At 70.6% G+C, this 26870-nt stretch carries 30 protein-coding genes and 1 pseudogene; 14 read left to right on the forward strand and 17 right to left on the reverse strand.

What is annotated here, in order from left to right; genetic code table 11:
* The first annotated feature begins 66 nt into the window (after nucleotides 1–66).
* On the forward strand, nucleotides 67–480 hold the full coding sequence (locus tag IEY82_RS00255; RefSeq protein WP_189121888.1) for a sensor histidine kinase: 414 nt from the start codon (nucleotides 67–69) through the stop codon (nucleotides 478–480).
* On the opposite strand, the gene IEY82_RS00260 is transcribed toward IEY82_RS00255, so the two are convergent.
* Both IEY82_RS00260 and IEY82_RS00265 read right to left on the reverse strand, forming a co-directional pair.
* Nucleotides 477–1028 carry a GNAT family N-acetyltransferase gene (locus IEY82_RS00260; RefSeq protein ID WP_189121889.1) on the reverse strand — a complete coding sequence of 184 codons (552 nt, stop codon included), beginning with the start codon at nucleotides 1026–1028 and terminating at the stop codon, nucleotides 477–479. The genes IEY82_RS00255 and IEY82_RS00260 overlap by 4 nt on opposite strands.
* Nucleotides 1029–1113: 85 nt before the next feature.
* The gene (locus IEY82_RS00265) at nucleotides 1114–2166 is read right to left on the reverse strand and encodes a quinone-dependent dihydroorotate dehydrogenase (RefSeq protein ID WP_189121890.1); all 1053 of its coding nucleotides are present in this window, start codon (nucleotides 2164–2166) and stop codon (nucleotides 1114–1116) included.
* Nucleotides 2167–2233: 67 nt separating this feature from the next.
* On the opposite strand from IEY82_RS00265, the gene IEY82_RS00270 reads away from it, so the two are divergent.
* On the forward strand, nucleotides 2234–2647 hold the full coding sequence (locus IEY82_RS00270) for a DUF488 domain-containing protein (RefSeq protein ID WP_189121891.1): 414 nt from the start codon (nucleotides 2234–2236) through the stop codon (nucleotides 2645–2647).
* A gap of 27 nt (nucleotides 2648–2674) precedes the next feature.
* The gene (gene lpdA, locus IEY82_RS00275; protein WP_189121892.1) at nucleotides 2675–4054 is read left to right on the forward strand and encodes a dihydrolipoyl dehydrogenase; all 1380 of its coding nucleotides are present in this window, start codon (nucleotides 2675–2677) and stop codon (nucleotides 4052–4054) included.
* 18 nt (nucleotides 4055–4072) lie between these two features.
* Here the strand turns inward: lpdA and IEY82_RS00280 are convergent, their stop codons facing one another.
* Together IEY82_RS00280 and IEY82_RS00285 are read right to left on the reverse strand one after the other, a co-directional pair.
* Nucleotides 4073–4540: an anthrone oxygenase family protein gene (locus tag IEY82_RS00280; protein ID WP_189121893.1), complete on the reverse strand. Its 468-nt coding sequence runs from the start codon at nucleotides 4538–4540 to the stop codon at nucleotides 4073–4075.
* 68 nt (nucleotides 4541–4608) lie between these two features.
* Nucleotides 4609–5586, reverse strand: a complete 978-nt coding sequence (locus IEY82_RS00285; RefSeq protein WP_225261885.1) for an acyltransferase domain-containing protein — start codon at nucleotides 5584–5586, stop codon at nucleotides 4609–4611.
* Nucleotides 5587–5793: 207 nt separating this feature from the next.
* Here IEY82_RS00285 and IEY82_RS00290 point away from each other — a divergent pair, with 207 nt between their 5' ends.
* Nucleotides 5794–6549 carry a hypothetical protein gene (locus IEY82_RS00290; protein ID WP_189121895.1) on the forward strand — a complete coding sequence of 252 codons (756 nt, stop codon included), beginning with the start codon at nucleotides 5794–5796 and terminating at the stop codon, nucleotides 6547–6549.
* 64 nt (nucleotides 6550–6613) lie between these two features.
* Here the strand turns inward: IEY82_RS00290 and IEY82_RS00295 are convergent, their stop codons facing one another.
* The 7 genes and pseudogenes from IEY82_RS00295 to IEY82_RS00325 form a co-directional block, all read right to left on the reverse strand.
* Entirely contained in the window at nucleotides 6614–7045 is a 432-nt protein-coding gene (locus tag IEY82_RS00295) for a DUF8820 family protein (RefSeq protein ID WP_225262132.1), read from the reverse strand.
* Nucleotides 7046–7061: 16 nt separating this feature from the next.
* The gene (locus tag IEY82_RS00300; RefSeq protein ID WP_225261887.1) at nucleotides 7062–8129 is read right to left on the reverse strand and encodes a DUF6745 domain-containing protein; all 1068 of its coding nucleotides are present in this window, start codon (nucleotides 8127–8129) and stop codon (nucleotides 7062–7064) included.
* A 118-nt stretch (nucleotides 8130–8247) separates the two neighbouring features.
* A complete protein-coding gene (locus IEY82_RS00305; RefSeq protein WP_189121898.1) occupies nucleotides 8248–9168 on the reverse strand; it encodes a MerR family transcriptional regulator in 921 nt (306 codons plus the stop codon).
* 73 nt (nucleotides 9169–9241) lie between these two features.
* Nucleotides 9242–9709, reverse strand: coding sequence for a hypothetical protein (locus tag IEY82_RS00310; protein WP_189121899.1), 468 nt, complete (start codon nucleotides 9707–9709; stop codon nucleotides 9242–9244).
* Entirely contained in the window at nucleotides 9693–10493 is an 801-nt protein-coding gene (locus tag IEY82_RS00315; RefSeq protein WP_189121900.1) for a PAS domain S-box protein, read from the reverse strand. Before IEY82_RS00315 ends, IEY82_RS00310 begins: the two co-directional genes overlap by 17 nt.
* A gap of 152 nt (nucleotides 10494–10645) precedes the next feature.
* A pseudogene (locus IEY82_RS00320) lies at nucleotides 10646–10837 on the reverse strand (sigma factor-like helix-turn-helix DNA-binding protein); the annotation flags it as partial.
* Nucleotides 10838–10914: 77 nt separating this feature from the next.
* A complete protein-coding gene (locus IEY82_RS00325) occupies nucleotides 10915–11508 on the reverse strand; it encodes a CGNR zinc finger domain-containing protein (protein WP_189121901.1) in 594 nt (197 codons plus the stop codon).
* Between the two features lie 122 nt (nucleotides 11509–11630).
* Here IEY82_RS00325 and IEY82_RS00330 point away from each other — a divergent pair, with 122 nt between their 5' ends.
* Both IEY82_RS00330 and IEY82_RS00335 read left to right on the forward strand, forming a co-directional pair.
* Nucleotides 11631–12083 (forward strand): VOC family protein, encoded by a 453-nt coding sequence (locus IEY82_RS00330; RefSeq protein ID WP_189121902.1) that lies wholly within the window; start codon nucleotides 11631–11633, stop codon nucleotides 12081–12083.
* Between the two features lie 59 nt (nucleotides 12084–12142).
* Nucleotides 12143–13030 (forward strand): pyridoxamine 5'-phosphate oxidase family protein, encoded by an 888-nt coding sequence (locus IEY82_RS00335; RefSeq protein ID WP_189121903.1) that lies wholly within the window; start codon nucleotides 12143–12145, stop codon nucleotides 13028–13030.
* 411 nt (nucleotides 13031–13441) lie between these two features.
* Here the strand turns inward: IEY82_RS00335 and IEY82_RS00340 are convergent, their stop codons facing one another.
* The 3 genes from IEY82_RS00340 to IEY82_RS00350 form a co-directional block, all read right to left on the reverse strand.
* On the reverse strand, nucleotides 13442–13879 hold the full coding sequence (locus IEY82_RS00340; protein ID WP_189121904.1) for a hemerythrin domain-containing protein: 438 nt from the start codon (nucleotides 13877–13879) through the stop codon (nucleotides 13442–13444).
* 78 nt (nucleotides 13880–13957) lie between these two features.
* Nucleotides 13958–15142: a globin domain-containing protein gene (locus IEY82_RS00345; protein ID WP_189121905.1), complete on the reverse strand. Its 1185-nt coding sequence runs from the start codon at nucleotides 15140–15142 to the stop codon at nucleotides 13958–13960.
* A gap of 61 nt (nucleotides 15143–15203) precedes the next feature.
* Nucleotides 15204–15647, reverse strand: coding sequence for an RrF2 family transcriptional regulator (locus IEY82_RS00350; RefSeq protein WP_189121906.1), 444 nt, complete (start codon nucleotides 15645–15647; stop codon nucleotides 15204–15206).
* 84 nt (nucleotides 15648–15731) lie between these two features.
* Between IEY82_RS00350 and IEY82_RS00355 the strand changes: the two genes are divergently transcribed.
* The gene (locus tag IEY82_RS00355; RefSeq protein ID WP_189121907.1) at nucleotides 15732–16868 is read left to right on the forward strand and encodes a DUF5685 family protein; all 1137 of its coding nucleotides are present in this window, start codon (nucleotides 15732–15734) and stop codon (nucleotides 16866–16868) included.
* A gap of 44 nt (nucleotides 16869–16912) precedes the next feature.
* Here the strand turns inward: IEY82_RS00355 and IEY82_RS00360 are convergent, their stop codons facing one another.
* The gene (locus IEY82_RS00360; protein WP_189121908.1) at nucleotides 16913–19210 is read right to left on the reverse strand and encodes an ATP-binding cassette domain-containing protein; all 2298 of its coding nucleotides are present in this window, start codon (nucleotides 19208–19210) and stop codon (nucleotides 16913–16915) included.
* Between the two features lie 63 nt (nucleotides 19211–19273).
* On the opposite strand from IEY82_RS00360, the gene IEY82_RS00365 reads away from it, so the two are divergent.
* A complete protein-coding gene (locus tag IEY82_RS00365) occupies nucleotides 19274–20308 on the forward strand; it encodes a helix-turn-helix transcriptional regulator (RefSeq protein ID WP_189121909.1) in 1035 nt (344 codons plus the stop codon).
* Nucleotides 20309–20352: 44 nt separating this feature from the next.
* On the opposite strand, the gene IEY82_RS00370 is transcribed toward IEY82_RS00365, so the two are convergent.
* Entirely contained in the window at nucleotides 20353–20781 is a 429-nt protein-coding gene (locus tag IEY82_RS00370) for a hypothetical protein (RefSeq protein ID WP_189121910.1), read from the reverse strand.
* A gap of 17 nt (nucleotides 20782–20798) precedes the next feature.
* Between IEY82_RS00370 and IEY82_RS00375 the strand changes: the two genes are divergently transcribed.
* Genes IEY82_RS00375 through IEY82_RS00390 form a run of 4 tightly spaced genes read left to right on the forward strand, consistent with a single transcriptional unit; the run spans nucleotide 20799 to nucleotide 23089 of the window.
* The gene (locus IEY82_RS00375) at nucleotides 20799–21572 is read left to right on the forward strand and encodes a MerR family transcriptional regulator (RefSeq protein WP_189121911.1); all 774 of its coding nucleotides are present in this window, start codon (nucleotides 20799–20801) and stop codon (nucleotides 21570–21572) included.
* Entirely contained in the window at nucleotides 21566–22444 is an 879-nt protein-coding gene (locus IEY82_RS00380; RefSeq protein ID WP_189121912.1) for a hypothetical protein, read from the forward strand. The genes IEY82_RS00375 and IEY82_RS00380 overlap by 7 nt, the downstream gene beginning before the upstream one ends.
* 23 nt (nucleotides 22445–22467) lie before the next feature.
* Entirely contained in the window at nucleotides 22468–22692 is a 225-nt protein-coding gene (locus IEY82_RS00385) for a type II toxin-antitoxin system VapB family antitoxin (RefSeq protein ID WP_189121913.1), read from the forward strand.
* Complete coding sequence (locus IEY82_RS00390) at nucleotides 22685–23089, forward strand: PIN domain-containing protein (protein ID WP_229697495.1); 405 nt, start codon at nucleotides 22685–22687, stop codon at nucleotides 23087–23089. Before IEY82_RS00385 ends, IEY82_RS00390 begins: the two co-directional genes overlap by 8 nt.
* A 70-nt stretch (nucleotides 23090–23159) precedes the next feature.
* Here IEY82_RS00390 and IEY82_RS00395 read toward each other — a convergent pair whose 3' ends face one another.
* The gene (locus tag IEY82_RS00395; RefSeq protein WP_189121914.1) at nucleotides 23160–24464 is read right to left on the reverse strand and encodes an alpha/beta hydrolase family protein; all 1305 of its coding nucleotides are present in this window, start codon (nucleotides 24462–24464) and stop codon (nucleotides 23160–23162) included.
* 548 nt (nucleotides 24465–25012) lie between these two features.
* Here IEY82_RS00395 and IEY82_RS00400 point away from each other — a divergent pair.
* Together IEY82_RS00400 and IEY82_RS00405 are read left to right on the forward strand one after the other, a co-directional pair.
* Nucleotides 25013–26113 (forward strand): sensor histidine kinase, encoded by a 1101-nt coding sequence (locus IEY82_RS00400; RefSeq protein WP_225261891.1) that lies wholly within the window; start codon nucleotides 25013–25015, stop codon nucleotides 26111–26113.
* Nucleotides 26110–26790, forward strand: coding sequence for a response regulator (locus IEY82_RS00405; RefSeq protein WP_189121915.1), 681 nt, complete (start codon nucleotides 26110–26112; stop codon nucleotides 26788–26790). Before IEY82_RS00400 ends, IEY82_RS00405 begins: the two co-directional genes overlap by 4 nt.
* Nucleotides 26791–26870: the final 80 nt, after the last annotated feature.

The following is a 26870-nucleotide window of genomic DNA, read 5'->3' on the forward strand; positions in this document are numbered from 1 at the left end:
GAGCGCCTGATCGAGGGGCTGCTCCTGCTGACCCAGAGCGAGCGGGAGCTGACCACGCGGGAGCCGGTGGATCTGCGCGACCTGGCCGACCGTCCCGATCTGGTGTCCGCTCCCACGGTCGGCGACCCGGTCCTGCTGGAGCGGATGATCGCCAATCTGGTGGACAACGCGACCAAGTACAACGACGAGCGCGGGCTGATCGAGGTCCGCACCGCCACGCTGGGCGATCAGGTCGCTCTCACCGTCGAGAACACCGGGCCGGCGGTGGCGGCCTCGCAGGTCGCCCGGCTCTTCGAGCCCTTCAGCAGGCTCGAACGCGCTCGCGTCGGGTCTGCTTCCGGCGTCGGCCTGGGACTCTCGATCGTCCGGGCGATCGCCCGCGCACATGGAGGTACGGCCGTCGCCATGCCTCGCCCGGAGGGCGGCCTTAGCGTGACCGTCACGCTGCCCAGAGCCCGAGCCGGCCTCCCTGTCGGCTAGCTCCCGGGTGGGCGCTCGTTGAGGATGCGCTGGAAGAGCCGGTGGTCCTGCCACGCACCGTCGATGTGCAGGTAGCGCGGGGCGACGCCGATGGGCTCGAACCCCGCCTTGACCAGCACTCGCTGGGAGGCCGCGTTGTCCAGCAGGGTGCCCGCCTGGATCCGGTGCAGGCGCAGGCGCTCGTCGGCCACCCGGCAGGCCACCAGCGTGGCGGCGGTAGCGAGGCCGCGGCCGTTGTAGCGGGCGTCGACCCAGTAGCCCAGGTGGGCGTTGCGGAAGGGGCCGAGCACGATGTCGTTCAGGTTGAGGCAGCCGACGACGGTGTCGCCGTCGGCGAGCACGTACGGCACCAGGCGTCCGGTGCTGCGCTGCTCCAGCTGGTCCTTCACCCGGGCGGCCTGCCCCTCGGGGGTGAAGAACTCGTCGGGGCGGTCAGGGTCCCAGTGGCGCAGGTGCTCACGGTTACGGGTGTACGCCTCGGCGAGGGCCTCCGCGTCGTCGGCCGCGACCGGACGCAGGACGACGCCGTCAGCGAGTGGGAAGTTCACCGTCCAACCCTAGGACCCGCGCCACGCCGCCGTACCGCGCCACCGGTTTCAGGCAGCGCGGTCTCAGGTCTCAGGCGGTGCGGTCTCAGGCGGTGCGGCCGATGATCTCGGTGATGGAGGTCAGGCGGTGGCGGCGTACGCGGCGTGACAGCTGCCGGTGGATGCGCGAGGCCCACAGCGGACCGCCGTAGATCCAGCCGGTGTAGCCCTGCACGAGCGTGGCCCCGGCGAGCAGCCGCTCCCACACGTCGTCGACGTCCTCCACACCCCCCACGGAGACGAGGGTGAGCCGGTCGCCGACGCGGGCCCGCAGCCGGCGCAGCACCTCCAGGGAACGCTCCTTGAGCGGCCGCCCCGACAGGCCGCCGGTCTCGCCGCCGTGCCTGATCGTGGTGTTGGTCGCGATGATGCCGTCGAGGCCCAGCTCCAGCGCCAGGTCGGCCACCGCGTCCACGTCGTCGTCGGCCAGGTCGGGGGCGATCTTCACCAGCAGCGGGGTGCGGCGGGCGGTGCCGTCGGCGACCTCCTTGACCGCGCTCAGCAGCGGCCGGAGCAGCTCCACGGCCTGCAGGTCGCGCAGCCCGGGCGTGTTGGGCGAGCTGACGTTGACCACGAGGTAGTCGGCCAGCGGCGCCAGCTCCTTGGCGCTCTCCACGTAGTCGGCCACGGCCCCCGCCTCCGGCACGACCTTGGTCTTGCCGATGTTGACCCCCACCACGACCGGCAGCCCGCGCGGGCGGCGCAGGCGGCGGGCGGCGGCGGCGGCCCCCTCGTTGTTGAAGCCCATCCGGTTGATGACGGCCCGCTCCCGCACCAGCCGGAACAGCCGTGGCCGGGGGTTGCCGGGCTGGCCGTGGGCGGTGATGGTGCCGACCTCGACGTGGCCGAAGCCGAGTGCCGCGATGCCCTCGGCGCAGGCCGCGTCCTTGTCGAAGCCGGCGGCCAGCCCAAGCGGCCCGGGGAAGTGCACGCCGAACGCGCTGATCCGGAGGGCCGGGTCACGCGGCGCGAGGCGCCGGTGCAGCAGGCGCTTGGCCAGCGGCAGCGTCGAGAGGACCGCGAGGGCCCGGACGGTCAGGTGGTGCACGGCCTCGGCGTCGAAACGTCGCAAGACCTGCGTGAATACGAGGCGATACATCAAGAGGTCAGGCTACCAACCCGGCGTCGCGCGCGATGATCGCGGCCCGCCCGGGTACGCGACCTGTATGGGACCTGTCAGAATCCAACGCGTCTACGACCACGAACCCGCCGAGGGGACGGTGTTCCTCGTCGACCGGCTCTGGCCGCGCGGCGTCCGCAAGGCCGACCTGCACCTGGACGGCTGGCTGAAGGATCTCGCGCCCGCGACCGAGCTGCGCCAGTGGTTCGGTCACCGCCCCGAGCGTTACCAGGAGTTCGCCTCGCGCTACCGGGCCCAGCTCGACCAGCATCCCGACGCCCTGCGGCCGCTGCTGGACGCCGCCAGGCGCGGCCCGGTGACGCTGCTCTACGCGGCCAAGGACACCGAGCACAACGAGGCCCGCGTGCTGTGCGACCACGTCCGGAAGCTGCTCGCCAGATCATCGGCCGGAGCACGACAGGGGGCAGGACATCAGGGCGAGGGCGGCGGTCAGGGGTAGAGCCGGGCGGGCGGTATGGTCCGACTCATGAGCTCTCACTATGACGTCGTCGTTCTCGGCGCGGGTCCAGGAGGATACACGGCCGCGGTCCGCGCCGCCCAGCTCGGGCTGCGCGCAGCGGTCATCGAGGAGAAATACTGGGGTGGCGTCTGCCTGAACGTGGGATGCATCCCGTCCAAGGCGCTGCTGCGCAACGCCGAGCTGGCCCACATCTTCCACAACGAGGCCAAGACGTTCGGCATCAGCGGCGAGGTGACCTTCGACTACGGCGCCGCCTACACGCGCAGCCGCAAGGTGGCCGACGGCCGGGTCAAGGGCGTCCACTACCTGATGAAGAAGAACGCCATCACCGAGTACGACGGCCGTGGCACTTTCCTGGACGCCAACACGATCCAGATCAACGGCGAGACCGTCACCTTCGACCACTGCATCATCGCTACAGGCGCCACCACCAGGTTGATCCCGGGCACCAGCCTGTCAGAGCGGGTGGTGACGTACGAGGAGCAGATCCTCTCCGAGCAGTTGCCGGGCAGCATCATCATCGCGGGCGCCGGCGCGATCGGCGTGGAGTTCGCGTACGTGCTGCGCAACTACGGCGTCAAGGTGACGATCGTGGAGTTCCTCGACCGGCTGGTGCCGCTGGAGGACGAGGAGGTGTCGGCCGAGCTGGCCAAGCGCTACAAGCGGCTCGGCATCGAGGTGCTGACCTCGACCCGCGTGGAGGACATCACCGACACCGGCTCCTCCGTCAAGGTGACCGTCAGCCGCGACGGGCAGCAGCAGGTGCTCGAGGCCGACAAGGTGCTGCAGGCGATCGGCTTCGCGCCGCGGGTCGACGGCTACGGGCTGGAGAAGACCGGCGTGGCCCTGACCGACCGGGGCGCGATCGCGATCGACGGCCGCTGCCGGACCAACGTGCCGCACATCTTCGCCATCGGCGACGTCACCGCCAAGCTCATGCTGGCCCACGCGGCCGAGGCGATGGGCATCATCGCGGCCGAGACCATCGGCGACGCCGAGACGATGGAGCTCGACTACGTGATGATCCCGCGGGCCACCTACTGCCAGCCGCAGGTGGCCAGCTTCGGCTACACCGAGGCGCAGGCCCGCGACCTGGGCTACGACGTGAAGGTGGCCAAGTTCCCGTTCACGGCGAACGGCAAGGCTCACGGCCTGGGCGACACCACCGGCTTCGTCAAGATCATCAGTGATGACAAGTACGGCGAGCTGCTCGGCGCCCACCTGATCGGCCCCGAGGTGACCGAGCTGCTGCCCGAGCTGACGCTGGCCCAGCAGTGGGACCTCACCGTCCATGAGGTCGCCCGCAACGTGCACGCCCACCCGACCCTCGGCGAGGCGGTCAAGGAGGCGATCCACGGCCTGTCCGGCCACATGATCAACATGTGATCGGCTCGACCGTACCGATCATCGCCACACGTACAGCCCCGCGCCGATCAGCAGCAGGGCGGCGACGCTCGCGGCGGCGCGGACCGTGTTCCAGCGGGTCCAGCGCGGCGAGTACGCCGCCCAGTCCAGCCGGTCGGCGTCCAGGGCGTTGTTCATCGGCACGTTGAGCGCGGCCGTCGGCAGGAACGCGCCCAGCGCGTAGACCACGCCCGCCGCGAAGAACCAGGTCGCGGCGGCGGTCTGGCCGTCGAGCAGCAGGAGCAGGCCGGCGCCCGCGGAGGCGAGCGGCGAGAGCGTGAAGACCGGCAGGAATCCCGGGTTGAGGATCTTCCGGTTGATGCTGCGCATGACGGTGGGCGCCTGCGCGGGATCCACGGCGTTCAGGCCCGGCATGACGGAGTTGGAGAACGCGTAGAAGATGCCCGCCATGACGCCGTTCAGCAGGAGGGCGAGGGCGGCCAGGACCGCGGCGAAGATGGACAGCATGCCCACATGATCCCGCTTCGAGCGGATTCGCACACCGTGTTAAGCGGGACGGTTCAGAGCGGGACGGTTCAGAGCGGGAACCACCCGTTGCCGCCGTACCAGTGGCCGCCGTCCCGCAGGTGATCGACGATCGCGCGCTCCAGTGTGGTGCGAGGGGCCAACGCGTCCGGCTTCAGGTCGGGATCGCCGAAGACGAACTCGATCGGCCCGCTGTCGTGGGGGTGCTCGGGCCGATGACCGAGGCGGAAGCGGCGCTGGAACCCGACGATGTTCGAGGTCTCCGGCAGGTGGTCGCGCAGCTGTGGATCGAGCAACCAGGAGTCGCAGGTGGCGACGGTGTATTTCTCCTCGGGGAAGTGGCGCGGGAAGAACTCGCGGGCGCGGGCCAGCGAGTCGTCGCAGGCCGCCTGGGTCAGCGGGCCGTAGAAGTCGGGAATGTGCAGGTGCAGGGCGGGGTCTCCGGGACCTAGCGGCAGGGCCGCGGCGACCGCCTGCCCGGTGCGCCGGCCGAGCGTCCCGCGCTGGAACTGCAGGCGGCCCAGCTGGTAGAGCTCGCCCCGGAAGTGCAGCTTGATCCAGAAGGGCTGCAGCACGCCGCCGGTGCCGTGCCGCCTGCGGTGCAGGGCCAGGTTGCGGCCGAGGTCGGCCAGGGTGTGCCGCGACACGTCGGCCGGCACTCCCCTCTCGCGGTGGTAGGCCCGGACGTAGGGGAGCGTGGCGGCGAACACGTAGGCGGGGAAGTAGCGGCCGATGGGGCCCAGCCCATCTGGCAGGCAGGGCAGGTCGAAGGCGTCGCCGATCGTCCCGATGGCGGCCGTCAGCCGGTGGACGCAGCGTCGCAGCAGCCACCACAGCTCCGGGTCGGCCCGCAGCTCGCCGGCCAGCGCGACGAGCTCGTTGACGTCCTCGTGCGGCACGGCCAGGTCGAGCAGGGTGCCGGGATCCGGCAGGACGATCTCGACCTCCGGGGAGTCGCCGGCCTCCACGCCGGCCAGCCAGCCCGCGGTCCGCGGGTCGGAGCGGAGCAGGTCAAGCGCCTTCGCCACTCGGGCCCCCTTTTCGTTCGACCTTCTAGGTTTACCGGAGGTTGACGGGTGCTTAAACCGCGCATCACCGACACAGAGGAAAGGCGCCCGGAAAGGTCCGTTGGTCCGCATTCGGAACCATATAAAGGGCTCTGTGCGTCACACTCACGAAACTTCGTGACTCCTGATCCTGGTGAGGCCAAAGTGACTTTAGGCAGATCCTTGGTAGTGGCCGTACTCGCCGCCATGGCCTTCGGCGTCGAGGGAGCCGCGGCGAGCGGTGCGGCCCGTCCCGAGGGCGAGGCGCCCGCGGCGGCGCCCGCCACGGTCGCGACGCCCGCCGAGACCGGCGAGACCCGCGCCGACGAGCCCGAATGCGTACGGGTCAGGGGCGCGGCGGCCTGCGTGGGAGACGACGAGAGCAGCCGGCCGGGCGTCTCGATCGAGGACACGAGGAACGACCGGCTCCATCCCGCGGTCGAGTACTACCTGAACGGCTACCTGGGCACGAAGTACGTCATTCACAATCTCGCCCGCGAAGGCGAGATTCGCGGAAGCCGCGAAATCGGCAAAACCATCACGTTCAGAGCGGCACTGTACAAAGGCGACAGACGGGTCAAGGTCAGCCGATGGAAGACAGTCCGCGACGTCACCAAATATCCGGTGAAAAGAGATACACGCGTCACCCCGGCCGGCGCCCGGGCCAGGTCCGCGATCTGCGTGTCGACAAGAGGCGCCGCCAGCACCTGCTTCGCCGAGAAGAACACGTTCGTCTTCGCGTGTGACACGGGCGCCGACGAGCACCAGGCGCGGGCCGAATACTTCGTCGGCGGCGACCCGACGGCCCGCTACGAGATCCACCAGCTGGCCGGGGTCAACACCTGCGGGAAGGCCGAACACGGTGACCTCGCCATCAGCATGTACCGTGCCTCGGTGTTCGACGACGACCACCAGGTGGCCACCAGGCTGTACAAGTACAACTAGGAATCAGCGACGAGCCCGCTGGTGTGATCGCGGCACGCTGTCGGCGAACCAGCGGGTCACTGAATCAGTCCGCGACGACGCGCGCCCGCTGCCCGTCGCGCTCGCGCTGCCGCCGGACGACGTACGTCCCCGGCGCGCAGCCCGTGGCACCGTGCTCGGGATGCAGCAGATAGGCCGGGGCCGAGGTCTCGAAGACCCCGATCGCCAGCCATTCGGAGTCCAGCACGCGAGTCGTCCACCGGCAGGTGCCGGGGTCGGCGACGAGCGTGTGCGGGTTGCCCCCGGCCGCTCCGCGGAGCAGTTCGACCCCTTCCGAGGGCACGTCCGTCCAGCCGCGGTCCGGCCAGAACGTCACCGACGAGGCGACGACGGCGTAAGGGATGACGATGAGGTCGCCCTGGGCCTGGAGCCCGTCGACGACGGGGATGCGCACCGACCGTTCGAGGTGGTCGAGCACGGCGAGTCCGGTCTGCTGGGAGAGCGAAGCGAGAGTCACTGTCAAGGAATTCACCTCAGGTTCGGCGTAGGAGAAGGGAGTACTGCGCGGCGGACAGCCCGTAGGTCCAGCCGGCGGCCTCGACGGGATCGTCGAGGAAACCCGGCACGGTCAGCCCGTACTTCCGGCGGTGCCCGTCGCGTTCGACGGACCCGTTGACGGTCAGGAGCACCCTCGTCTCCGCGCGCATGTCGAAGAGCCGTAGTTCGGAGCCGGGGTTGCCGGGGTCGGGCGCGGTGGCGACCAGCCGGAGCCCGGCCCGGTCGATGTAGGCCGCCCAGCCGATGCGCTCGATCGCGCACCGCCTGATCTCGACGTTGGCCTCCCGCGCGATCCGCTCGACACCGGGATCCGTGATCACCCAGGCCGGCACCCGGGTCCCGTGCCAGACGTGGACGTCCCACCCGTCCGAGTAACGCACCGCGGGACCGTCCGAGCAGTGCGGGCGCACCTCACCGTCGTCGCCCCACACCTCCGTGCGCAGGGCGACGGGCCGCTCGGAGATGACGCACACGTCTTCACGGGGCCACCACCAGCCGCATATCCCGGTCACCGCCGCCCAGAGATCGAGCCACCGGCTCTGCTCGGGGGTGAAGACCACGCCGGCCGCCCGGCGCAGGGCGTCGTAGTGGGCTATCCAGGAGGCGCACTGCACTCCGTACCAGGTGCCCATCCGGTACGGCGCGTTGTGCGCCGCCCGGAGCGGCATGGTGAGCGAGCTGTCAATGGATCGTGAGAGCGAGCGGCGAACCTGCGCCCGGATCAGCTGATCCAGCGGCTGCTGGACCCACTTGACCTGGACGTCGAGTTCGTGGCACAGCGTCCTCATCAGGAACGCGAGCTTGGCCGGCACCGGCCACTCGGACACCCGCTCGATGCTCTCGGAGGGCCGCGGGCGCACACCCGGAGGCATGGTCGCCAGGGCCATGACCGGTGACGAGACCCAGTGAAAACGTGGCGGAGCGAGCCCGATCAGGAGATAGAGCTCGGAGATGGCGGCCTCTGCGGCCGGACGGTCGGCGGGCAGCGTCGACAACGCCCGGCCCAGCCATTCTTCGCGAATTTCGGCAGCTTCCCGCTGCACGAGAACGCTCACCATATGAGGGTGGCGTCGTCCTTTCCGATGATCATACGAAAAATACTGACAGATCATCCGGGCGTCTGTCCACCGGTCCGACGCCCCCTCGACGGCGGTCCCCCACCTACCCCCGGGCCCGCGACGCCCGGATGAACCAGTCCAACGCCGGCGTCAGGCTTTCCGGAGCCGGCCAGCCGTTGACCACCGCCAGCAGCCGCAGATACACCTCTCTGCGCGGGTCGTTCGCCCTCTCCAGGTGAGCCAGCAGGGCGGCGTCGTCGGGGCAGCCGAAGACACGCGCGTAGTCGGCGGTGACCGCCGCGACGACCGGATCGGCCCGGCGTGAGACGGGGTCGATGCCCGCCGCGAGGGCCGGGCCGACGTGGTCACGGACCATCGCGACGGAGTCACGGCGCGGGATCCGGGTGTCGCCCTGGGCTCGCTCGGCCGCATGGTGCTCGGCGAGGTGCCGGACACTGGCACGGAAGTCCGGGTCCTGCGAGAGCTCGGCCAGCTCCACCCACGCCTCGATCTGCTCGGGCTCGGGGTGGTCGGGCAGTTCGGGGGTCATCGAGCGGCTGATCCCGGCGAATCCGGCGCCGTCGTCCAGACCGCCGAAGACGGCGTCGAGGAACTCGCCGATCAGCCGCCGGCGTTCGTCCTCCGAAAGCCTCGCCAGCTGGTGCATGAGATGCGCCTCCTCAGGGTCTGCGCCGCGTCTGGCCACCGCCGTCAGCACCGCGCGCCGCTGGCGCAGGGTGCGGATCTGCACCGCCAGGGCGTCGGCGTGCGCGGCGGCCACCTCGGCGAGTGAGATCTCCCGGTCCAGGATCCTGCGGATCGCGGGCAGGCCCACTCCCAGGTCGCGCAGCGTTCGTACGAGGTCCAGGCGGGCGACGGCGTCGCTGTCGTAGAGGCGGTGACCGGCCGGGCCGCGGTCGGTCGGCGGCACGATCCCGCTGTCGGAGTAGAACCTGATGGCCTTGACCGTCAGCCCGGTCCGCCGGGCCAGATCACCGATCGAGTGGAGCGTGTCGCCGTGCATGCCCCCACCTTCGCGCCTCCCCCTACGGGAGCCGCAACTCCCCTGGCCGGGGCCGGAGCGCGTGCACCGCGCGTCACTCCGAGAACCGGGTGCGCGGCGAGCGCCTGATCGAGAAGGGGCCGGTGGGGTCGGAGGCGGGCACCGGGGAGAGCCCCGCCGAGATGAGCTGGGCCCGCAACGCGGCCACGGTGCGCTCGAGGGCGCGGATCTGCGCCTGGAGCTGGCGGATCTGGCCGCCCATCGCGGTGGCGGTGGTCTGTTCGGCGATCAGGTCGGTGCTGAACTGCTCGGCCTGGCTCTGCACCCGGGCCACCTGCTGCTCCATCTGGGTGAGCGCGGCTTCGTAGATCGTCTTGGCGCGGGTGAACGCTTCGGCGTCGACCTTGGAACGCTCTAACTCGGCCTGGCGCTCGGCCTGCTGCAGCGCGGTCTGCTGCGTCTTCTTGTTGGCGTCGGTCGCGGAGCGGAACGCCAGATAGGCCACGCCAAGCGGGACGATGGCGATGGCGAGCTGGACGATGATGTCACTCAGCCCGGACACTGCGACCTCCTGCCGGTCGGATGACTCCTGTGTAGGTGATGCCGTCGGCACTGTGCCAGGCGTTGACGGTGAGGGTCATCGCGAACTCCGTGCCGTCGCGGTGCAGGCCCGCCACCGGGATGACGCGCCCGGCCAGGTCGGAGCGGCCGGCGGAGCACACCCGGGACAGCGCGGCGGTGTGCTGGTCGCGGAAACGGGACGGCATCAGGATCGTCAACGGCCGCCCGACCGCCTCCTCGGTGGTCCAGCCGAACATGGCCGCCGCCTCAGGGTTCCACGACCGGATGACTCCGGCGGCGTCGGCGACGATGACCACCGCCGGGTCCGTCGCGTCGCCCGGCAGCCGATCGACCGTGACGGCCTCGGGCCAGGTGGCGATCAGCGCGATCCAGCCGCCGAAGGCCAGCCACACGGCGCCGCCGACCCAGCCTCGCGGATTGTCGCCGGTGAACGTCGAGATCAGATAGATCAGGCCGTACAGCAGGAGGAGGGCGGTCGCGACGGCGAAGGCCACCCGGTCGGAACGCATGAACATCTGCACCAGGCACAGCGCGCCGGTGAGACCCCAGACCAGCGCCCAGACCTTCAGCGGAGCGACAGCGGACAGGGTGGCGTAGGCGGGAGTGCCGAGCTGCTCGACCGGCACGAACTCCAGAGACGCGGCGATGGCCAGGCCCAGCAGGCCGACGAACGCCAGCGAGGCCCCCCGCCGGCCGATGCGCCGCAGCACCCGAACGACGGCCCGGCGAATCACGGGCGCACCGGCGACGTCTGCATTACTCACAGTTGCCAAACTAGTGCATGCGGTTAACTTTAGATGGGTTTCTCATGGTTCTCGGGGCACTCGCCACGCGATCCCCACGACCACTCACGCACGTCCGACGATTATCGGACAGATCCGCTACCAGATGACGCCGATCCGGCGAGGAAGCGCCAGGGCACGGGCGTCTGCCCCCGCACCCGGCGGCGGGCACGGCTCGCCAGTTGCCTGGCCGCGTCCGGCGACCGCTCGACCATCGGGGCGATCTCCTCGAACGGCACGGCGAACATGTCGTGCAGCACGAACGCCAGCCGCTCGGCCGGCGACAACGTCTCCAGCACCACCAGCAGCGCCAATCCGACCCTCGAAGGGGCCACCGTGGGCGAGCGCACCTGGGAGGACTTCCTGGCCGAACGGCTCCGCTGACCCACCGGCCGGCCGGGGCTCAGACCTTGCGTACCTTGGCGTAGTGGCGGGCCGCCCGCGCGCGGTTGCCGCAGCCGGGCGAGCACCACTCGCGCCGTGACGAGTCGCGGACGAAGTACAGCACGCAGCCGGGGCCGTGACAGGCGTGGATCTCGTGGCGCAGTGGCCCGCCGAAGAGGTGGATCGCGTCCTCGGCGAGCGCGGTGAGGACGGCCGCGACCGACCGGCCCGCCGTGCCCACCGCCACGTGCGGCTCAGGTGTGATGCGCAACTGGGGCCATCGCGGAGTCTGTCGCGCGTGGCGGTTGAGCGTGGCGACCGCGTCGGGGTCGGCGTCCTGCCCGGCCACGGCGGCGTCCGCCAGGAGCCGGATGGCGTCGCGTAGCTCCCGCCCGGAGATCAGGTCGTCGTCGGTCACGCCGCGCAGGTCGTCGTCGGAGAGGGCGACCGCCAGGCGGGCGCGCACGTCTCGGAGCCAGGCGGCGAGGTGCTCGGCGGTCTCCAGGCCGTCACGGGGACGCCCTCGCACCGCGTAGACGGTGTTGCCGAACTCGAGCGGCAACGGCTCGCCCAGGACCGGGGCACCACCGTCGGCGAGATTGGCCACATCCATTTTCTCATGGTATCCGCAGGTTGACTCCGTTAGAGCCATGCTGCATTCTAACGTCACGCCCTCATGTCGGCCATTAGAACGGATCGGCCGACCTTCCTCCCATGAGCTCCTGGAGTCGCCACATGAGCACGCCCACTCTGCAGACCGGCCACGTCGGGTTGAACGTGACCGACCTGGCCCGCTCGACCGCCTTCTACTGTCAGGTCCTCGGCCTGGAGGTCGTCGGCGCGCAGACCGACGGTGACCGCAGGTTCGCCTTCCTCGGCCGCGAAGGCACTCTGCTGATCACGCTGTGGCAGCAGAGCGACGGCACGTTCGCCACCGGCCTCCCCGGACTCCATCACCTGTCGTTCCAGGTGGCCGACATCGACGCGGTCCGCCGCGCCGAGACCACCCTGCGCGAGCTCGGCGCCGAGCTGGTCTACGACGGGGTCGTCCCGCACGGCGAAGGCGCGAGCTCCGGCGGAGTGTTCTTCACCGACCCGGACGGCATTCGCCTGGAGATCTTCGCCCCGGCCGGAGCCGGCACCGCGCCGGCCCCCACGCAGGGCGCGCCGACCTGTGGCTTCTTCTAACCGACCCACCCGGGCCGGGTCTCGCCTGCTCCGGCCCCGCGAGCGAAAAGGAGTCCCCGATGTTCCACGCGGGCGAACGTGCGGTACGGCAGCGCGCCGGCCTCGCCGCCGACGGCCGGGGGTCGGACACTGTCGGCGCCGTCATCCCCCCGGTGGCCGCCGAGTTCCTCAGCCGGCAGCACCTGCTGGTGATCGCGGCCGCCGATGCGAGCGGGGCGGTCTGGGCCGGTGTGCTCACCGGCCCGCCCGGGTTCGTCACCGCACCCGACGACCGCACGGTCGTCGCCGACCGGCTGCCCGGCGACGGCGACCCGCTCGCCGGACGGTTCGCCACCGAACGGGACATCGGGATGCTCGCCATCGAGCCGGCCAGCCGCAAGAGGATGCGGGTCAACGGCCGAGCCCGCGAGGAGGGCGACCGGCTCACGGTACGCACCGAGCAGGTCTACTCCAACTGCCCGAAGTACATCCAGACCCGTACGGTGACCGAGACCGAGGTCCGGGCGGCGAGCAGGACCGTGCACGTCACGCGTGAGCCGACCCCCGCCCAACGGCGGTGGATCGTCGCGGCAGACACGTTCTTCGTCGGCACCCACGTCGCCGGCCTGGGCTCCGACGCCTCGCACCGCGGCGGAAACCCCGGGTTCGTCACCCTGACCGGCGACCGGCGGCTGACCTGGCCCGACTACATCGGCAACTCGATGTACATGACCTTGGGCAACCTCGCCCTCGACCCGCGCTGCGGCCTGCTCTTTCTCGACTGGGAAGGGGGTCACGCCCTGCACCTGACCGGCCGCGCCCGCATCGACTGGGACCCGGACCGGGCGGCGGCGGTGCCCGGCGCGCACCGGCTCGTCGACTTCGACATCGAGCAGGTGGTCCAGATCTCCGGCGCCCTCCGGCAGCGCTGGTCGTTCGGCCAGTACTTCCGCTTCAACCCCGCCTGAGGCGACGAGCGGCCCGTCGTACTGAATATGCCGGTCAAGCCTCGTTGAAACCTCAACCACACGCCGTGATTTATCCCTATCTGGGTGTTAGCGTCCAAATTGAGGAAGAAGGCCAATGGGGGAGGAATCATGACAAGGACGTATGGGGGCGGCTGCGGCCGCCGCTGGCGTCGCCGTCGCTTCTGCCACCGTAGGCGCTGGTGGGGCGGTGGCTGGGGTCACTGGAACAACTGGGACGACTGGGACGACTGGGGCGGTGGTTGGTGGTAGACCAGCCCTCTCAAGTCGCACACCGAGGCGGCCTCCACTCACACGCCATCCCGATGGCGCCGACGGGGAGGTCGCCTCGACCCTTCCTCGATGACGCGCGAGTGCCGGAGCCCACGTCCGGTAGGTCAGCTGTCCCCCCGGTCAGCGGGCGGACTCGGTGGTGATGCGCTCCCAGGCGGGGATGGGGAGCATGATGACCGCCGCGGGGAACAGGCCGTGCTCCTCCTTGTCGATGTGCCGCTGCAGCAGTTCCAGCGCTCCCAGCACCCGTGGCCAGTCCGGCGACGCGCGGTCGATGCCCGTGAGCACGCCGTGGATGTCGGCGTGCTCACCGCACAGCCGCTCGACCTCGTCGGCCAGCGACCCCTCCGCGCGCAACTCGGCGAACAGGCCGCGCTCCTCGTCGGCGGTGTGCGGGAGCAGCTCGGCCAGCAGCGGGTCGAGCAGCGGGAGGGCCTCGTCGTACCGGGTCGCCCTGATGGCCCGGCGCAGCGCGCCGGCCAGCTCACTGATCCGCACGTGCTCCTCGGAGAGCCTGCCGATCAGCGGGAAGTCCCGGCACCCGCAGTAGTTGCACATTCCGGCCTCGATCCGTCGTCTCGCCTCTTCCAGGGTGCCGGTCGCCGGATCGGGGCCCGTAGGGCCGTTGGTCCCGGTTCAGGAGGCCGGAAGCCACAGGTCAGGGCCGAACACCTCGTAGTGGATGTCGCGTGGCGCCACTCCCGCCCCGATGAGCTGGGCCCGCGCGTCCCGCATGAACGGCAACGGACCGCACAGGTAGGCGACCGCGCCGGCGGGGATCTCGACCTCGGCCAGGTCCATCCGGCCGGCCACACCGCGGTCGCCGTCCTCGTACCAGAAGATCTTCTGGCCGCCGGGCAGCGCGGCGGTCAGCGACTCCATGTCCTCGCGCAGCGCGTGGTCGGACGCGGACCGGTCGGCGTGCAGCGACAGCACGCGGCGGGTGCTGCCGGTGTCGGCCAGGTGCTGGAGCATGGCCGTGATGGGGGTGCAGCCGATGCCGGCCGAGGCGAACACCAGCGGCGCCTCGCCTTCGGGGAGCGTCACGTCCCCGAACGCCGCGGACAGGATCAGCTCGTCGCCCTCCTTGACGGTGGCGTGCAGCAGGTTGGACACCTCGCCCTCGGGTGCGCCCTCGCCGCGCACCCGCTTGACGGTGATCCGCCGCAGCCCGTTGGCGCCGTAACCGGACAGCGTGTACTGCCGCAGCTGGCGCACTCCGTCGGGCATCAGCACCTGGACGCTGACGTACTGACCGGGCAGCGCGGGCGGCACGGGGTCGTCGCCGACAGGCGCGAGCAGGAGCGACATGACGTCGGCGGTCTCCTCGCGGCGCTCGGCGACCCGCCACGGCCGCCAGGTGCGGCCGTCCTGCGCGCCGGCGTGGGCGTAGATGCGGGCCTCCATCGCGATCAGGGCGCCGGCCATCAGCCAGTAGACCTCGTCCCAGGCCGCGGCGACCTCCGGCGTGACGGCCTCGCCGAGCACCTCGACGATGGCGGCGAAGAGGTACTTGTGCACGATCACGTACTGGTCGTCGGTGATGCCGACGGCGGCGTGCTTGTGCGCGATGCGGGCGAGCAGGGCGTCGGGACGCTCGTTCGGGTTGGCCAGAAGCGCCCCGGCGAACGAGGCGATGGACCCGGCCAGTGCCCTGCGCTGCTCGCCGCTGCGCTGGTTGCCACGGTTGAACAGCCCGTCGAGCAACTCGGGACGGTCACCGAACATGGTCTCGTAGAACCTCGTGGTGATCGTGTCGAGCGACGCGCCCACGGCGGGGATGGTGGCCCTGATGATCGCGGCGCTTTCCGCGGACAGCATGGGGGAACCTCCAGATAATTGGCATCTGGAATGCATATTAAAAGGGCCGATGGCCGGTCCCTCACCCGGGAGGGGTGGTCAGCGTGAGCAGCACCGGCCCGGTCGGCTCGGTCACCAGCTCGGTGACCGTGAGCCTGTCGAGCGAGGCGTAGAATGCCTCCTGCGCTTGGCGCAGCGCGCCGCGCAGGCGGCAGGCCGCCCGCAACGGGCACGGCATCAGCGCGTCCTCGCACCCCACCACCTCGTGCTCGCCCTCCAGGCGCCGCACGAGTGAGCCCACCGTGACGCCCCGCCCCTCCGCGGTCAGCTGCAGCCCACCGCCGCGCCCCCGCCTGGCCTCCACCAGCCCCAGCTCGCTCAACCGCGCCACCGCCTTGGCGGCATGTGTGTACGGCACCGCGAGCGCGTCGGCGACCGCCCGCGTGGTCAGCAGCTCGTCGCCGCGCACCACGGCCAGGCGCATCACGATCCGCAGCGAGATGTCGGTGAAGGCGGTCAGGCGCATGCCCCCAAGGTAGGCGCTCGCACCACCATGCTCCTACCGGCCCGATGCTACGGTTGGCTCCGCAATACGCACCAAAGGGGACGTATGTTCGGCATTGTCCGCCCGTGTCAGCATGTCATGCGCAAGGGGCTCTACGCGGACTGGATGGGCCACCTGTGCGGGCTCTGCCTGGCGCTCCGCGACGAACACGGACAGCTGTCCCGCCTGGTCACCAACTACGACGGCCTGCTCGTGTCCGTCCTCACCGAGGCCCAGTCGCCCGCGTCCGCGCCGCGCCGTCGGGCGGGCGCGTGCGCGCTGCGCGGCTTCAAGGGCGCCGACGTGGTCGAGGCCGAGGGGGTACGGCTGGCGGCCTCGGTGTCGCTGCTCCTGGCCGCCGGAAAGATGCGCGACCACGTGGCGGACGGCGATGGCGTCTACGCTCGCCGCCCGGTGGCCGCCGGCGCCACCCGCCTGGCGCGCCGCTGGTCCTCGGCCGGCACCGTCACGGCCGCCACGCTGGGGTTCGATCCCGCTCCCCTGACCGAGGCGGCCCGTCGCCAGGCCCTTCTGGAACGCGGCCCGGCCTCAGGGAGCGTCGCGACGCGCGGGTTACCGGAGTTGACGAGGCCCACCGAGGACGCCGTGGCCGCCGCGTTCGCGCACACCGCGGTGCTCACCGGAAAGCCGCACAACCAGGAGGCCCTGGAGGCGGCGGGGCGCGGGTTCGGGAGGCTGGCACACCTGATCGACGCGGTGGAGGACCTGGCCGACGACCGTGCGTCCGGGGCGTACAACCCGCTGGCCGCCACCGGCACCGACCTGGACGAAGCGCGCCGCCACTGCGACGCCGCGCACGCCGATCTGCGCGCCGCCGTGGCCGAGCTGGACCTGCCGCAGCCCGGACTGACGCGGGCCCTGCTGGTACGGGAGACCGGCAGGGCCGTCTCCCGGGCCTTCGCCACCGCCGGGACGCACGGCCCCGGCCACTCTCCCGGACCTGAACCCGGCGCGCCGCCGGGTGGGCTGCCACCGAAGCGGGACCCCGGCGGGCTGCTGTCACTGGCGTGCGCCGCGCTGACCTGCTGCACCTGCGGCCTGTATCGGCCCGCCTGGGACGATGATCACGAGAGCTCTTTCTGCCGGCGCTGCGACTGCTCCGGCTACGACTGCTGTTGCGACTGCGGCAACTGCTGCTCGTGCGGCTCGGGCGAGGACGGCTGCGGCTGCGACTGCTGCTGATCGCCGGGAAGGCCCGTCAGCCCCGGCGACCTGCCCACGCACGCTCAGCGTACCGCCAAGGCGCCGGTGCGCCCCGAACCGCCTCGGCCCAGGCCCGCCCGATCGTGGGCCGCGAGTGCTCGTGCCGTCGGCGTGCCGGCCTCCCACGTGTAGCCCGAGACGGGGCCCTCGTAGATGACGTTCCCGCCGTGCCTGCCGGGACCCGGCCCCAGGTCGATCAACCAGTCGGCGTGGCGGACGACGTCCAGGTTGTGCTCGATCACCACCACGGTGTGCCCCTGCTCGACCAGCGCGTCCAGCACGCGGAGCAAGGTGTCGATGTCGCTGGGATGCAGGCCGGTCGTGGGCTCGTCGAGCAGGTAGGCGGTGGGCTGTTCGGTGTCGCGCAACTCCTTGGCGATCTTTACGCGCTGGCACTCCCCTCCCGAAAGGGTGGTCAGCGACTGGCCCAGCCGGAGGTAGCCGAGACCGACCTCTGACAGGTGCCGGAGGGCCTTGGCGACGTGCTTGTCGGGCAACCGGTCCCTGGCCTGGTCGACGGAGAGAGCCTCGACGTCGGCGATGGACAGCCCGTCGACGGTGTAGGCGAGCACCTCGGGCACGAAGCGTCGCCCTTGGCAGACCTCGCAGACGGCTTCCTGACCGTCCATGAAGGCCAGGTCGGTGTACACGATCCCGAGGCCGTCGCACTCGGGGCAGGCCCCTGCCGAGTTGGCGCTGAACAGCGCGGCGGGAACACCGTTGTGCCGGGCGAACAGCTTGCGGATGGCCGGCGCGATGCCGGTGTAGGTGACGGGGGTGGACCGGCGGTTGGTGCTGACCGGCCGCTGGTCGATGACGGTGACCTCGTGCTGCTCGACCAGCTCGGCGGCGAGGCTGGACTTTCCGGAGCCCGCGACGCCGGTGAGGGCGGTCATCACGCCGACGGGAATGCCGGTGGTGACATGCCGCAGGTTGTTACGCGTCGCGTCGGTGATCGTGATCGTGCCCCTGGCCGTACGCGGAGTCCGCTTGCCTGGCCGAGGCCGCGACAGCGCGCGACCGGTGCAGGTGTCGGCGCGCCGGAGCTCCTCGAAGCCGCCCTGGAAGACGAGCCTGCCCCCGTCGGCCCCGGCGCCGGGACCGAGTTCGATGATCTGGTCGGCGACCGCCATCACCGCGGGGTCGTGCTCGACGACGAGCACGCTGTTGCCGCTGTCACGCAACTGCCCGAGCAGCCTCGTCACGGACTCGACGTCGGTCGGATGCAGCCCGACCGTGGGCTCGTCGAACACGTAGATCATCTCGGTGAGGCTGGAGCCGAGATGCTTCACGATCTTGACGCGCTGGGATTCACCGCCCGACAGCGTCGTGGTCGCCCGAGCCAGGGTGAGGTAGCCCAGCCCGATGGCGTCCATGGCGTCCAGCCTGGAGATCAGCGCGGTCACCACGGGGGCGACGTGCGGCGCGTCGATGCCCCGGACGAGTTCGGCGAGCTCGGCGACCTCCAGGCGGGACAGCTCGCCGATCGTGTGTCCCAGAACGGTGGCGGAGCGGGACCGCTCGTTGAGCCGATCTCCCCCGCAGTCCGGGCAGACCTCGGACCGGGTGAACCGGCGGGTCGTCTCCTGCTTGCGCTCGGAGGTGTTGTCCGAGGTGTGCAGGTAGATCCGCTCGAATCGCTCGACGACCCCCTCGTAGTCCTTGGGCGGTCGGTGCCCCAACCCGGCCGCCGCCTCGCCGCCGTAGAGCAGCGCGTTCCGCTCGGCCTGGCTCCACTCCCGCAGCGGCGTGTCCGGGCTGAACGACCCGATGTCGGCGTACTTGGCGTACCAGTAGCCCCCGTCGCCGAAGCCTGGCAGCCGAATCGCGCCCTGCTGGAGTGACTTGTCCAGGTCGAGGAAACGGTCGACGGCAGGGGCGACGACTTCGCCGAGTCCCGAGCACCTCGGGCACATCCCGGCCGGGTCGTTGAACGAGAAGTGGTTCGACTCCCCCACGTGGGGCTCGCTGAGTCGCGAGTACAACAGCCGCAGGTAGGTCCAGGTGTCGGTGATCGTGCCGAGCGTGGAGCGCGCGTTGCCGCCGATGCGCCGCTGGTCGATCACCACCACCGGCGAGAGCCCGCTGATGTGCTCCACGTCGGGACGGGTCCACTTCGGCAGCCGGTTCCGGGTGAACGGCGGAAAGGTGTCGTTGAGCTGGTAACCGGCCTCCGCCGCGATCGTGTCGAAGACCAGCGACGACTTGCCCGCCCCCGACAGGCCGGCGAAGACGACGAGGTGGTCGCGTGGGACCTCCACGTCCACGCGGCGGAGGTTGTTCGTACGGGCGCCCTTGATGGAGATGCTGCGCTTCACCATGCTCCCGACCGTAGAACCAGATGTGGCCGGATCCTGACCGCGATTGCCCGCATGATGGGGGTCATGGCCGATGTGACCGGACGCATGCTGGCCCTGCTGTCGACCCTGCAGACGGGCCGGCCGTTCAGCGGGGAAGAGCTGGCCTCCCGGCTGGCGGTGAGCCCGCGCACCGTCCGCCGTGACGTCGAACGACTGCGGGGCTACGGCTATCCCGTCGAGACCCAACCGGGGCCCGGTGGCTACTACCGGCTCGTGGCGGGCCGGACGATGCCTCCGCTCGTCCTCGACGACGAGGAGGCGATCGCGGCGTTGCTCGGTCTCGCCACTCTCGCCTCCGCGAGTTCGGACGAGGACGGGACCCTCGACGACGCGGCCACCCGCGCCTACGGCAAACTCGACCAGTTCCTCCCGGCGCGGCTACGTGCCCGCGCGACCGCGCTGCGCGCCGGCCTGGAGACCGGCCGGCAACGCGCCCCCGGCGTGAACACGGAGGTCCTGGCCGGTCTGGCCGAGGCGATCAGCGGCCGGGAGGTCGTGTCGTTCGACTACACCGACCAGCACCGGACGGCCGGTCGGCGGCGGGTGGAGCCGCACCGGCAGATCCACCTGCATCTGCGCTGGTACCTCCTGGGCTGGGACCTGGACAGGAGGGACTGGCGGGTGTTCCGCATCGACCGCGTCACCGACCTCGTACGCACCGGCGTCCATCACCCCGCCCGCGGGCTGCCGGCCGACACGGCCCTGTCCTATCTCCGGCAGGGCCTGAACGCCGACCGTCGTCGCGTCCAGTTCGCGGTGAGGGCGGAGCCGCACGAGGTCGCCGACGCGTTGAAATATCAGGACGCGCAGATCCAGCGCGTCGGTGATCAGGAGACCCGGGTCACCGTCTGGCTCGACTCCTGGGAATGGCTCATCCTCCAGCTCGCCTTCCTGGACGCCGACTTCACCATCATCGAGCCCTCGGGTTTTCGCGACGCCTGTGCCGCCTTCGCCCGTCGCCTGCTCGCCGCCAGCGGCCCGCCTACACGATTCCCGAAGCGCTGCCGGGTGAACGGCGATCACGAGAGCTCCTTCTGCCAGCGTTGCGACTGCGGCTGATCGCCGGGAAGGCACCTCAGCCCCGGCCACCCGCCCACGCACGCTCAGTGAACGGATGGCTCGGGTCCGCAAGGCGGCGAGCCCAGCTCCCGTGGGCCGGGCGGAGCCTCCCCCGGCGTCATCGGCACCACGACCGTCGCCGGGGTCAGCTCACGGAAGCAGTCGATCCACCCGGGAAGCTCATGCCCCGACCGATACGCACACCAACCGGTCAGCAGCCGGCAACCACGCCGCCCGAGCGCCTTCTCCAGCGCGTGGTACGCCTCGACGTCCAGCATCCAGCCGCGACACCACACCGGCCCGAACCCCTGCGGCACCCGTGCCACCGCTTCCGCGACCCGTCCCAGGGTGAGCGCGTCATGGTCGACCAGCGCGACCTGGCCGCCGAGCTCCCGGACGGCTCGCGCCTCACCCTCGAAATGCCCATCGACTTGCGCGGCCGGGCGGCCGACTTGACCTTGACGTGGCGTCAACGTGTCCAATGAGGGGCATGCGGATCGGCGAGCTTGCCGCGCTGGTCGGGGTGTCCACCCGGACCGTGCGCCACTACCACCACCTGCGACTTCTCCCCGAGCCCGAACGGCTGGCCAACGGCTACCGGGAGTACCGGTTACGGGACGCGGTGGCTCTCGCCCGCGTACGCCGGCTGGCCGAGCTGGGCCTGTCGCTGGACGAGATCCGCGACGCACTGGCCGACGACCAGGGCCGCGAGCTGCGGGACATGCTCCTGGAGCTGGACGCCGACCTGGCCCGGCAGCAGGAGTCGATCGGCGTCAGACGGAGCCGGCTGGCCGCGTTGCTGGCGGAGGCGGACCCGCATCCCGACTCGACGGTGTCGTCCGACATGGCGGCGGTGCTGCGTGATCTCCCTGCCGAGGGCTCGAAGTCCGCGGCGATCGACCGGGAGCTGCTGGCTCTGCTGGACACCGTGGCCGCTCCTGCCGACCGGGCCGAGTTCGTCGAGCTGTTCCGCCCGCTCACCGAGCCCGACGCGGTCGCGCGGGGGCACGCCCTCTACGCCCGGTTGGACGAGCTGGCCGACGCCGACCCCGGCGACCCCCGCGTCACCACGCTCGCCGCCGACCTCGCCGCCCACCTGCCGGACGAGATGGCGTCGGCGATGATCGCGAGCCTGCCCCCGCCCGGCACCGGCTCGGACACGGTCGGCGGGCAGTGGCTGGGGATGATGTACGCCGAGGTGTCCCCCGCCCAGATCGAGGTGTTCCGACTGCTCGTGATCATGCTGAAGGAGCGAGGATGCTGAGGGTCGCGCGCGCCGCGCTGTTCGCCATGGTCCCCATGGAGTTGGTGCTCCTGGTCCTGCTCGTGTCCGGCGTGTCACTGCCTCTCCCACTGATCGTGCTGGCCGAGGCGGCCGTCGTCGCGGTGCTCATCCTGGAGACGGCAGCGCTGTACCAGCTGTTCGGAGCCGAGCGCCGGACCGGCGCGAACCGGCGGACGGCGTTGCGGACGGCCTGTCGCCGGTTGGTCCCCGAACAGGTGCGGCGGATCGTGGGATTCGACCTGAAAGGCATGGTCAGCCTGGCCCTGTGGGTCGCGCGGCGCCGCGACGGCGTGCCCGATGGCGCCACCGCCGTCTCCTACTCCCGCGCACAGACCTCCACGATGACGATCTTCCTGGGCGCGATGGTCGTGGAGCTGGTGGGCGCGGAGATCCTGCTGCGGGCGTTCGGCGCGCCGGCCGGCCTGCGCACCGTGATCCTGGTGGTCGACGCCTACACGGTCCTCATCGTGCTCGCGGTCATCACGGCCTGCGTCACCCGGCCCCACGTCGTCTCCGCCGACGAGGTGCGCATCCGCTACGGCGCGTTCTTCGACCTGCGCGTCCCGCGCGAGCGGATCGCCCAGGTACGGCACGTCCACAATTTCAACGAGAACGGCACGGTCAGGGTGGAGGACGACCGGCTGGCCGTGGCGGTGGCCTCCCAGACCAACCTGATCATCGAACTGACCGAACCGATCACCGCCGTCCGCCCCCTCGGCCGCCGCGCCGAGGCCCGCGTCATCCGCTTCTTCGCCGACGACCCCAGAGCCGCCCTCCACGCGCTACGCCCCCGCCCTGAACCCGTGCCTCGAGAATCGCCAGGGCCAACGCCCCCTGATCTACTGATCTGAATTCGTATATACAAGGCGGTGGCATGACGAAGACTCTGATCGATCTCGATGACGAAGCCTTGGCCGAAGCCGCAAAGCTGCTCGGCACCTGGTCCAAGAAAGACACCGTGAACACCGCTATACGAGAGATCGTCGATCGACGCAGGCGGGCAGCGGCTGTGGCTCGCATGCGTGCGATGGTCTCCGAAGGAGAGATCGACTTCTCAGCCATCGACAAGGGTGACGGCGCGCAGCAGGCCGTTGCGTGACAGAGCCCTACCTCATCGACACCAGCGCTTTGTCCGCTTCTACCATGGTCAGGTCGGCGCGGAATGGGACCAGACAGTCTGCGCCGGACTCGTCGGCATCTGTGAGCCGGTCAGACAAGAGTATCTTCGGGCCGTCGGCGGCCGACCGGCCTTCTACGAGGCCGGCAACCTCCTTCAAGAGACCTTCCCGCACTACGGGATCCCTGATTCCGCTTGGCACGAGACGAGCACCTTGCAGCGCGAATTGGCCGACAAGGGGTGGCACCAATGCGCTTCACCGGTCGATCTCCTCATCGCGGTGACGGCTCGGCATCACAAGCTCACCGTCCTGCATGCCGACGCCGATTTCGAGACCATCTCCCGCCTGACTGGACAGCCGGTGCGCTGGATCAGCTAGGGCACCTCACACATGCTGCGCGACGACGAGAAGGTGGCCGCCTGCGCACTGGCCCGCACCGGGCAGCGTCCTACTTGCAGGTTTTCGTCTCGGGCGAGCAGTGCTTGACCTCGGGGTAGCGGGTCGACGGCTTGTTCAGCAGGGGTTGGGCCTTCTTGCGCAGGTGCAGGTCGAAGAAGGCCGCGACGTACCTGCGGGTGATGTCCATGGCGCGGACACCGGGAATGTCGGCGCCGACGTCGATGCCCAGCTGGTCGACCAGCACACCCAGGTCGGTGAAGGAGGTGTGCTCCGCCCCGGTCACCAGGAGCCAGCGCTTCCAGCCGTTCATCTGCTTCCAGTCGCGCTCCCAGGTGGCGGCCGCCTCTCCCTCTCCCGGGGTGTAGGTGGCCGGCTTGCCCAAGAACAGGAACGGCCGCGCCAGTCCGCTGTCCGGGATCCGAACCTCTGTGGTGCCGTCCATGTTGATGCCGGCGCGGATCCGGGAGTCCTTGAGCATGGCCGCGATGGTGCTCGCTCCTCCGACGGAGTGGCCGGCCATGGCGATCCTGGAGGTGTCGATCAGGCGAGCGCCCTTCCACTTCGACTGCGACCCGGTCACCTGGTCGAGCACGAAGGAGACGTCGGCCGCCCGGCTGTTCGCCAGCTTCTCCCACCATGCCGGATTCTTGTCCAGCTCACAGGTGACGCAGGTGGTCACCCGTCCGTCGGGGAAGGTGGTGGCGACATTCTCGTAGGTGTGGTCGATCGCGACCACCACATGGCCTCGGCTGGCCAGATCCTCGGCCAGTGCCGTGAGTTCGGTCCGGGGCTTGCTGTGGCCGGGGGAGAGCACGACGAGGGGTAGACCGCGCTTACGACCTGCCGGCTTGGCGTCGGTGAAGGCGTTGGTCCGCGTCTTGCTCAGCGTGTCGGCCGGCACGCTGGTGATCTTCCCGCTCTTCAGGAGGAGCTCGGATTCCTTGGGTGTCATGTACGGGGCCCGCTTACGGCCCGGCGACTTGGCCGGGTACCACAGGGAGGCCATGAGCTCCCGGGCTTTCACCGAAGGGACCCAGGGGTCGGGTCGGGAGGTGTCTTTCAGGTACAGGGACGTGGTGCCGACCGGATGCGAACCGGTCGGCTTGGGCAGGTAGGTTGTGCTGCTCGTCGTCGTCGAAAGGCCGGCCGAGGCAGGCGCGGACCGCGCGGAGGCGGCCGACGTGATCGACGTGGTCGCCACGAAGGCGAGCACCCCTGCGGCGACCACACCGCCGCGCAGGATCCGGGAGATGCCCCGCTTGGTGGCGGCCTCCCCTCCCCCGGCGGCGTGCGCCGGGGCACCCGCGCCGCCGTACCGCCTGCCTGTGTCCACCGGCTCTGTCACATGCCCCATGAACGTGTCCGTCCTTCCGATCGAAAGGGCCGCTCAGGCGGGAAGTCCCGCAGCGGCCCGATGGCAGGGACGAGGCTAGACGCGGCTGATGTCCATGCGCGTCGGCCGTCGTACCCATATCGGATACCTCCAGAGAACGACCCGCCTGCGGTGTCATCCCTGCGATGTACTCCCAGCGGACACCGCCGTGGTCACTGGAGCCGATGTGCGGTGGACCACGTGAGCGTGACAATGTGCCGGTGGCAACAGACGAACGACGGTTTTGGCGGCAGTACGTGCGGGACATATTGCGTCCGGAACCGCGAACCGTCCGTCCGTCTCGCAGGGCTCTCGCCGCCGACGCACTGCTCGCGATCTTCCTGACCGTCATCGCGCTGATGGCCGCGGCAGGGCTCCAAGGCCCGGTTCATCGCGTCGACGTGCGGTCACACCCTCTGGCCGAATGGCTGCAACTGCCGTCTCCCCCGGTGGTCCCGTCCCCTCCAGTGGTCCCGTCTCCTCCGGTGGTCCCGTCTCCGGTGGTCCCGTCTCCTCCGGAGCTACCGGGCGTGAGCATCGGCGCCCAGCCGTCCGCCCCTGCGTGGATCGACCCGCCGCATGGCGCCGTCTCCGAGGAGCCGCCCCTGCTCCTGGTGGCGCTGACCGCCTTGCCGCTGGCGGCCCGGCGCCGGTATCCGCTCACCACCTTCTGGGTGGTGGTGTTCGCGGCGCTGGCCACGAACGGCGGTCAGACGTGGATCACCGTGCTGACCTGCGCGATCGCCGGCTACAGCGCCATCGCCCACAGCCGCAACCGAGTGCCCGCGGTGGCCGGCCTCCTGCTCGCGGCCGTGCTCGTCGGTGCCCTGGACCGGGACATCGCGTCCAGCCTCCCCAGTCTTCCCAGTTGGCTGGGGCCTTACGTCGTCCTGCTGAGCGCCGGGGTCTGCGCGAGCATCGTCCGCTACCTGCGGCGGAGCCGGGATCGGCTCACCGAACTTCAGCAGGCCCAGGAGGACGCCATGCGGCAGGCAGTCGAGGCCGAGCGTTCCCGGATCGCCGCCGAACTCCACGATGTGGTGACCCACAATGTGAGTGTGATGGTGATCCAGGCGGGCGCGGCGCGCAAAGTGATGGACGTCGAGCCCGAGCTGTCCAAGCAGGCACTGCTCGCGATCGAAAGCAGCGGTCGAGCCGCCATGGCCGAACTGCGCAACGTCATGGGCCTGCTCGCAGGACAGGAAGACGGGCACGTGGACAGCCGGAGCGATGGCCTCGAACCGCAACCCGGACTCGACCAACTCGGCGGCCTCGTCGAGCGGGTACGCGCCGCGGGGGTGCCGGTGGACGTCGCGCTCTCGCCGCCGAGCCCCCTGCCCGACGGGGTCGGCCTCACCGTCTACCGCGTCGTGCAGGAGGCGTTGACCAACACGATGAAGCACGCGGTCGGCGCGGCGGCGTCCATCGCGATCGGCCACAGCGGCGACTGGCTGGAGATCGAGGTCACCGACACCGGCGGCGTGCCGGGCCCCCAGTCGCGGGCCGGCAACGGCCGCGGGCTGATCGGGCTGCGTGAACGGCTGGCCGTCTACGGCGGAACCCTGGTCGCCGGCCCCAGAACCGAGGGCGGGTATCGGATCACGGCCCGCCTTCCGTGGACCGCCGCATGAGCGGGCCGCTGCGCGCGGTGATCGCCGACGACCAGGCGCTGGTCCGCACCGGGTTTCGGATGATCCTCTCCGCCGACGGCATCGAGGTCGCGGCGGAGGCGGCCGACGGTGCCGAAGCGGTCGCCGCCGTACGGAGCACCAGGCCGGACGTCGTGCTCATGGACATCCGGATGCCGCGGATGGACGGCATCGAAGCCACCCGCCAGATCATGAGCGGTGGAGCGAACGAGACCCGCGTCGTCATCCTGACCACGTACGATCTCGACCACTACGTCTATGCTGCCCTCACCGCCGGCGCCAGCGGCTTCCTGCTCAAAGACGTCAGCCCCGAGCACCTGGTGGCCGCGGTACGTCTGGTGCGCTCCGGCGACGCCCTGCTCGCACCGACCATCACGCGCCGCCTCATCGAGCGGTTCGCATCCCGAGACCAGGCGAAGGCCGATCTCCACCGCGATCTGTCCGAACTGACGCCACGCGAACTCGAAGTACTACGCCTGCTCGCCACCGGCCTGAGCAACGCCGAACTCGCCGACCGGCTGACGCTCAGCGCGACGACGGTGAAAACCCACGTCGCCCGCATCCTGTCCAAACTCGGCCTCCGCGACCGTGTCCAAGCCGTCGTGCTGGCCTACGAAACCGGACTGATCTCCCCACGCGGCCCATCGGGCGCCAGCTGACCGGGGCGGGCTCGGCCCTCACGCCGAGCCCGCCGCTCCGACTCCACGCCGTCAGCGCTGGTGTGTCAGCACTCCCGGCC

It is taken from the genome of Nonomuraea cavernae, assembly GCF_014646355.1.
GTDB lineage: Bacteria > Actinomycetota > Actinomycetes > Streptosporangiales > Streptosporangiaceae > Nonomuraea > Nonomuraea cavernae.

Coding starts and splice junctions, on each gene's coding strand:
- IEY82_RS00265 (WP_189121890.1), bottom strand. CDS start 2,166: ATGTATCGCCTCGTATTCACGCAGGTCTTGCGACGTTTCGACGCCGAG.
- IEY82_RS00270 (WP_189121891.1), top strand. CDS start 2,234: ATGGGACCTGTCAGAATCCAACGCGTCTACGACCACGAACCCGCCGAG.
- lpdA (WP_189121892.1), top strand. CDS start 2,675: ATGAGCTCTCACTATGACGTCGTCGTTCTCGGCGCGGGTCCAGGAGGA.
- IEY82_RS00280 (WP_189121893.1), bottom strand. CDS start 4,540: ATGCTGTCCATCTTCGCCGCGGTCCTGGCCGCCCTCGCCCTCCTGCTG.
- IEY82_RS00305 (WP_189121898.1), bottom strand. CDS start 9,168: ATGCACGGCGACACGCTCCACTCGATCGGTGATCTGGCCCGGCGGACC.
- IEY82_RS00325 (WP_189121901.1), bottom strand. CDS start 11,508: ATGGATGTGGCCAATCTCGCCGACGGTGGTGCCCCGGTCCTGGGCGAG.
- IEY82_RS00330 (WP_189121902.1), top strand. CDS start 11,631: ATGAGCACGCCCACTCTGCAGACCGGCCACGTCGGGTTGAACGTGACC.
- IEY82_RS00335 (WP_189121903.1), top strand. CDS start 12,143: ATGTTCCACGCGGGCGAACGTGCGGTACGGCAGCGCGCCGGCCTCGCC.
- IEY82_RS00340 (WP_189121904.1), bottom strand. CDS start 13,879: ATGTGCAACTACTGCGGGTGCCGGGACTTCCCGCTGATCGGCAGGCTC.
- IEY82_RS00345 (WP_189121905.1), bottom strand. CDS start 15,142: ATGCTGTCCGCGGAAAGCGCCGCGATCATCAGGGCCACCATCCCCGCC.
- IEY82_RS00350 (WP_189121906.1), bottom strand. CDS start 15,647: ATGCGCCTGACCGCCTTCACCGACATCTCGCTGCGGATCGTGATGCGC.
- IEY82_RS00355 (WP_189121907.1), top strand. CDS start 15,732: ATGTTCGGCATTGTCCGCCCGTGTCAGCATGTCATGCGCAAGGGGCTC.
- IEY82_RS00360 (WP_189121908.1), bottom strand. CDS start 19,210: ATGGTGAAGCGCAGCATCTCCATCAAGGGCGCCCGTACGAACAACCTC.
- IEY82_RS00365 (WP_189121909.1), top strand. CDS start 19,274: ATGGCCGATGTGACCGGACGCATGCTGGCCCTGCTGTCGACCCTGCAG.
- IEY82_RS00375 (WP_189121911.1), top strand. CDS start 20,799: ATGCGGATCGGCGAGCTTGCCGCGCTGGTCGGGGTGTCCACCCGGACC.
- IEY82_RS00380 (WP_189121912.1), top strand. CDS start 21,566: ATGCTGAGGGTCGCGCGCGCCGCGCTGTTCGCCATGGTCCCCATGGAG.
- IEY82_RS00385 (WP_189121913.1), top strand. CDS start 22,468: ATGACGAAGACTCTGATCGATCTCGATGACGAAGCCTTGGCCGAAGCC.
- IEY82_RS00395 (WP_189121914.1), bottom strand. CDS start 24,464: ATGGGGCATGTGACAGAGCCGGTGGACACAGGCAGGCGGTACGGCGGC.
- IEY82_RS00405 (WP_189121915.1), top strand. CDS start 26,110: ATGAGCGGGCCGCTGCGCGCGGTGATCGCCGACGACCAGGCGCTGGTC.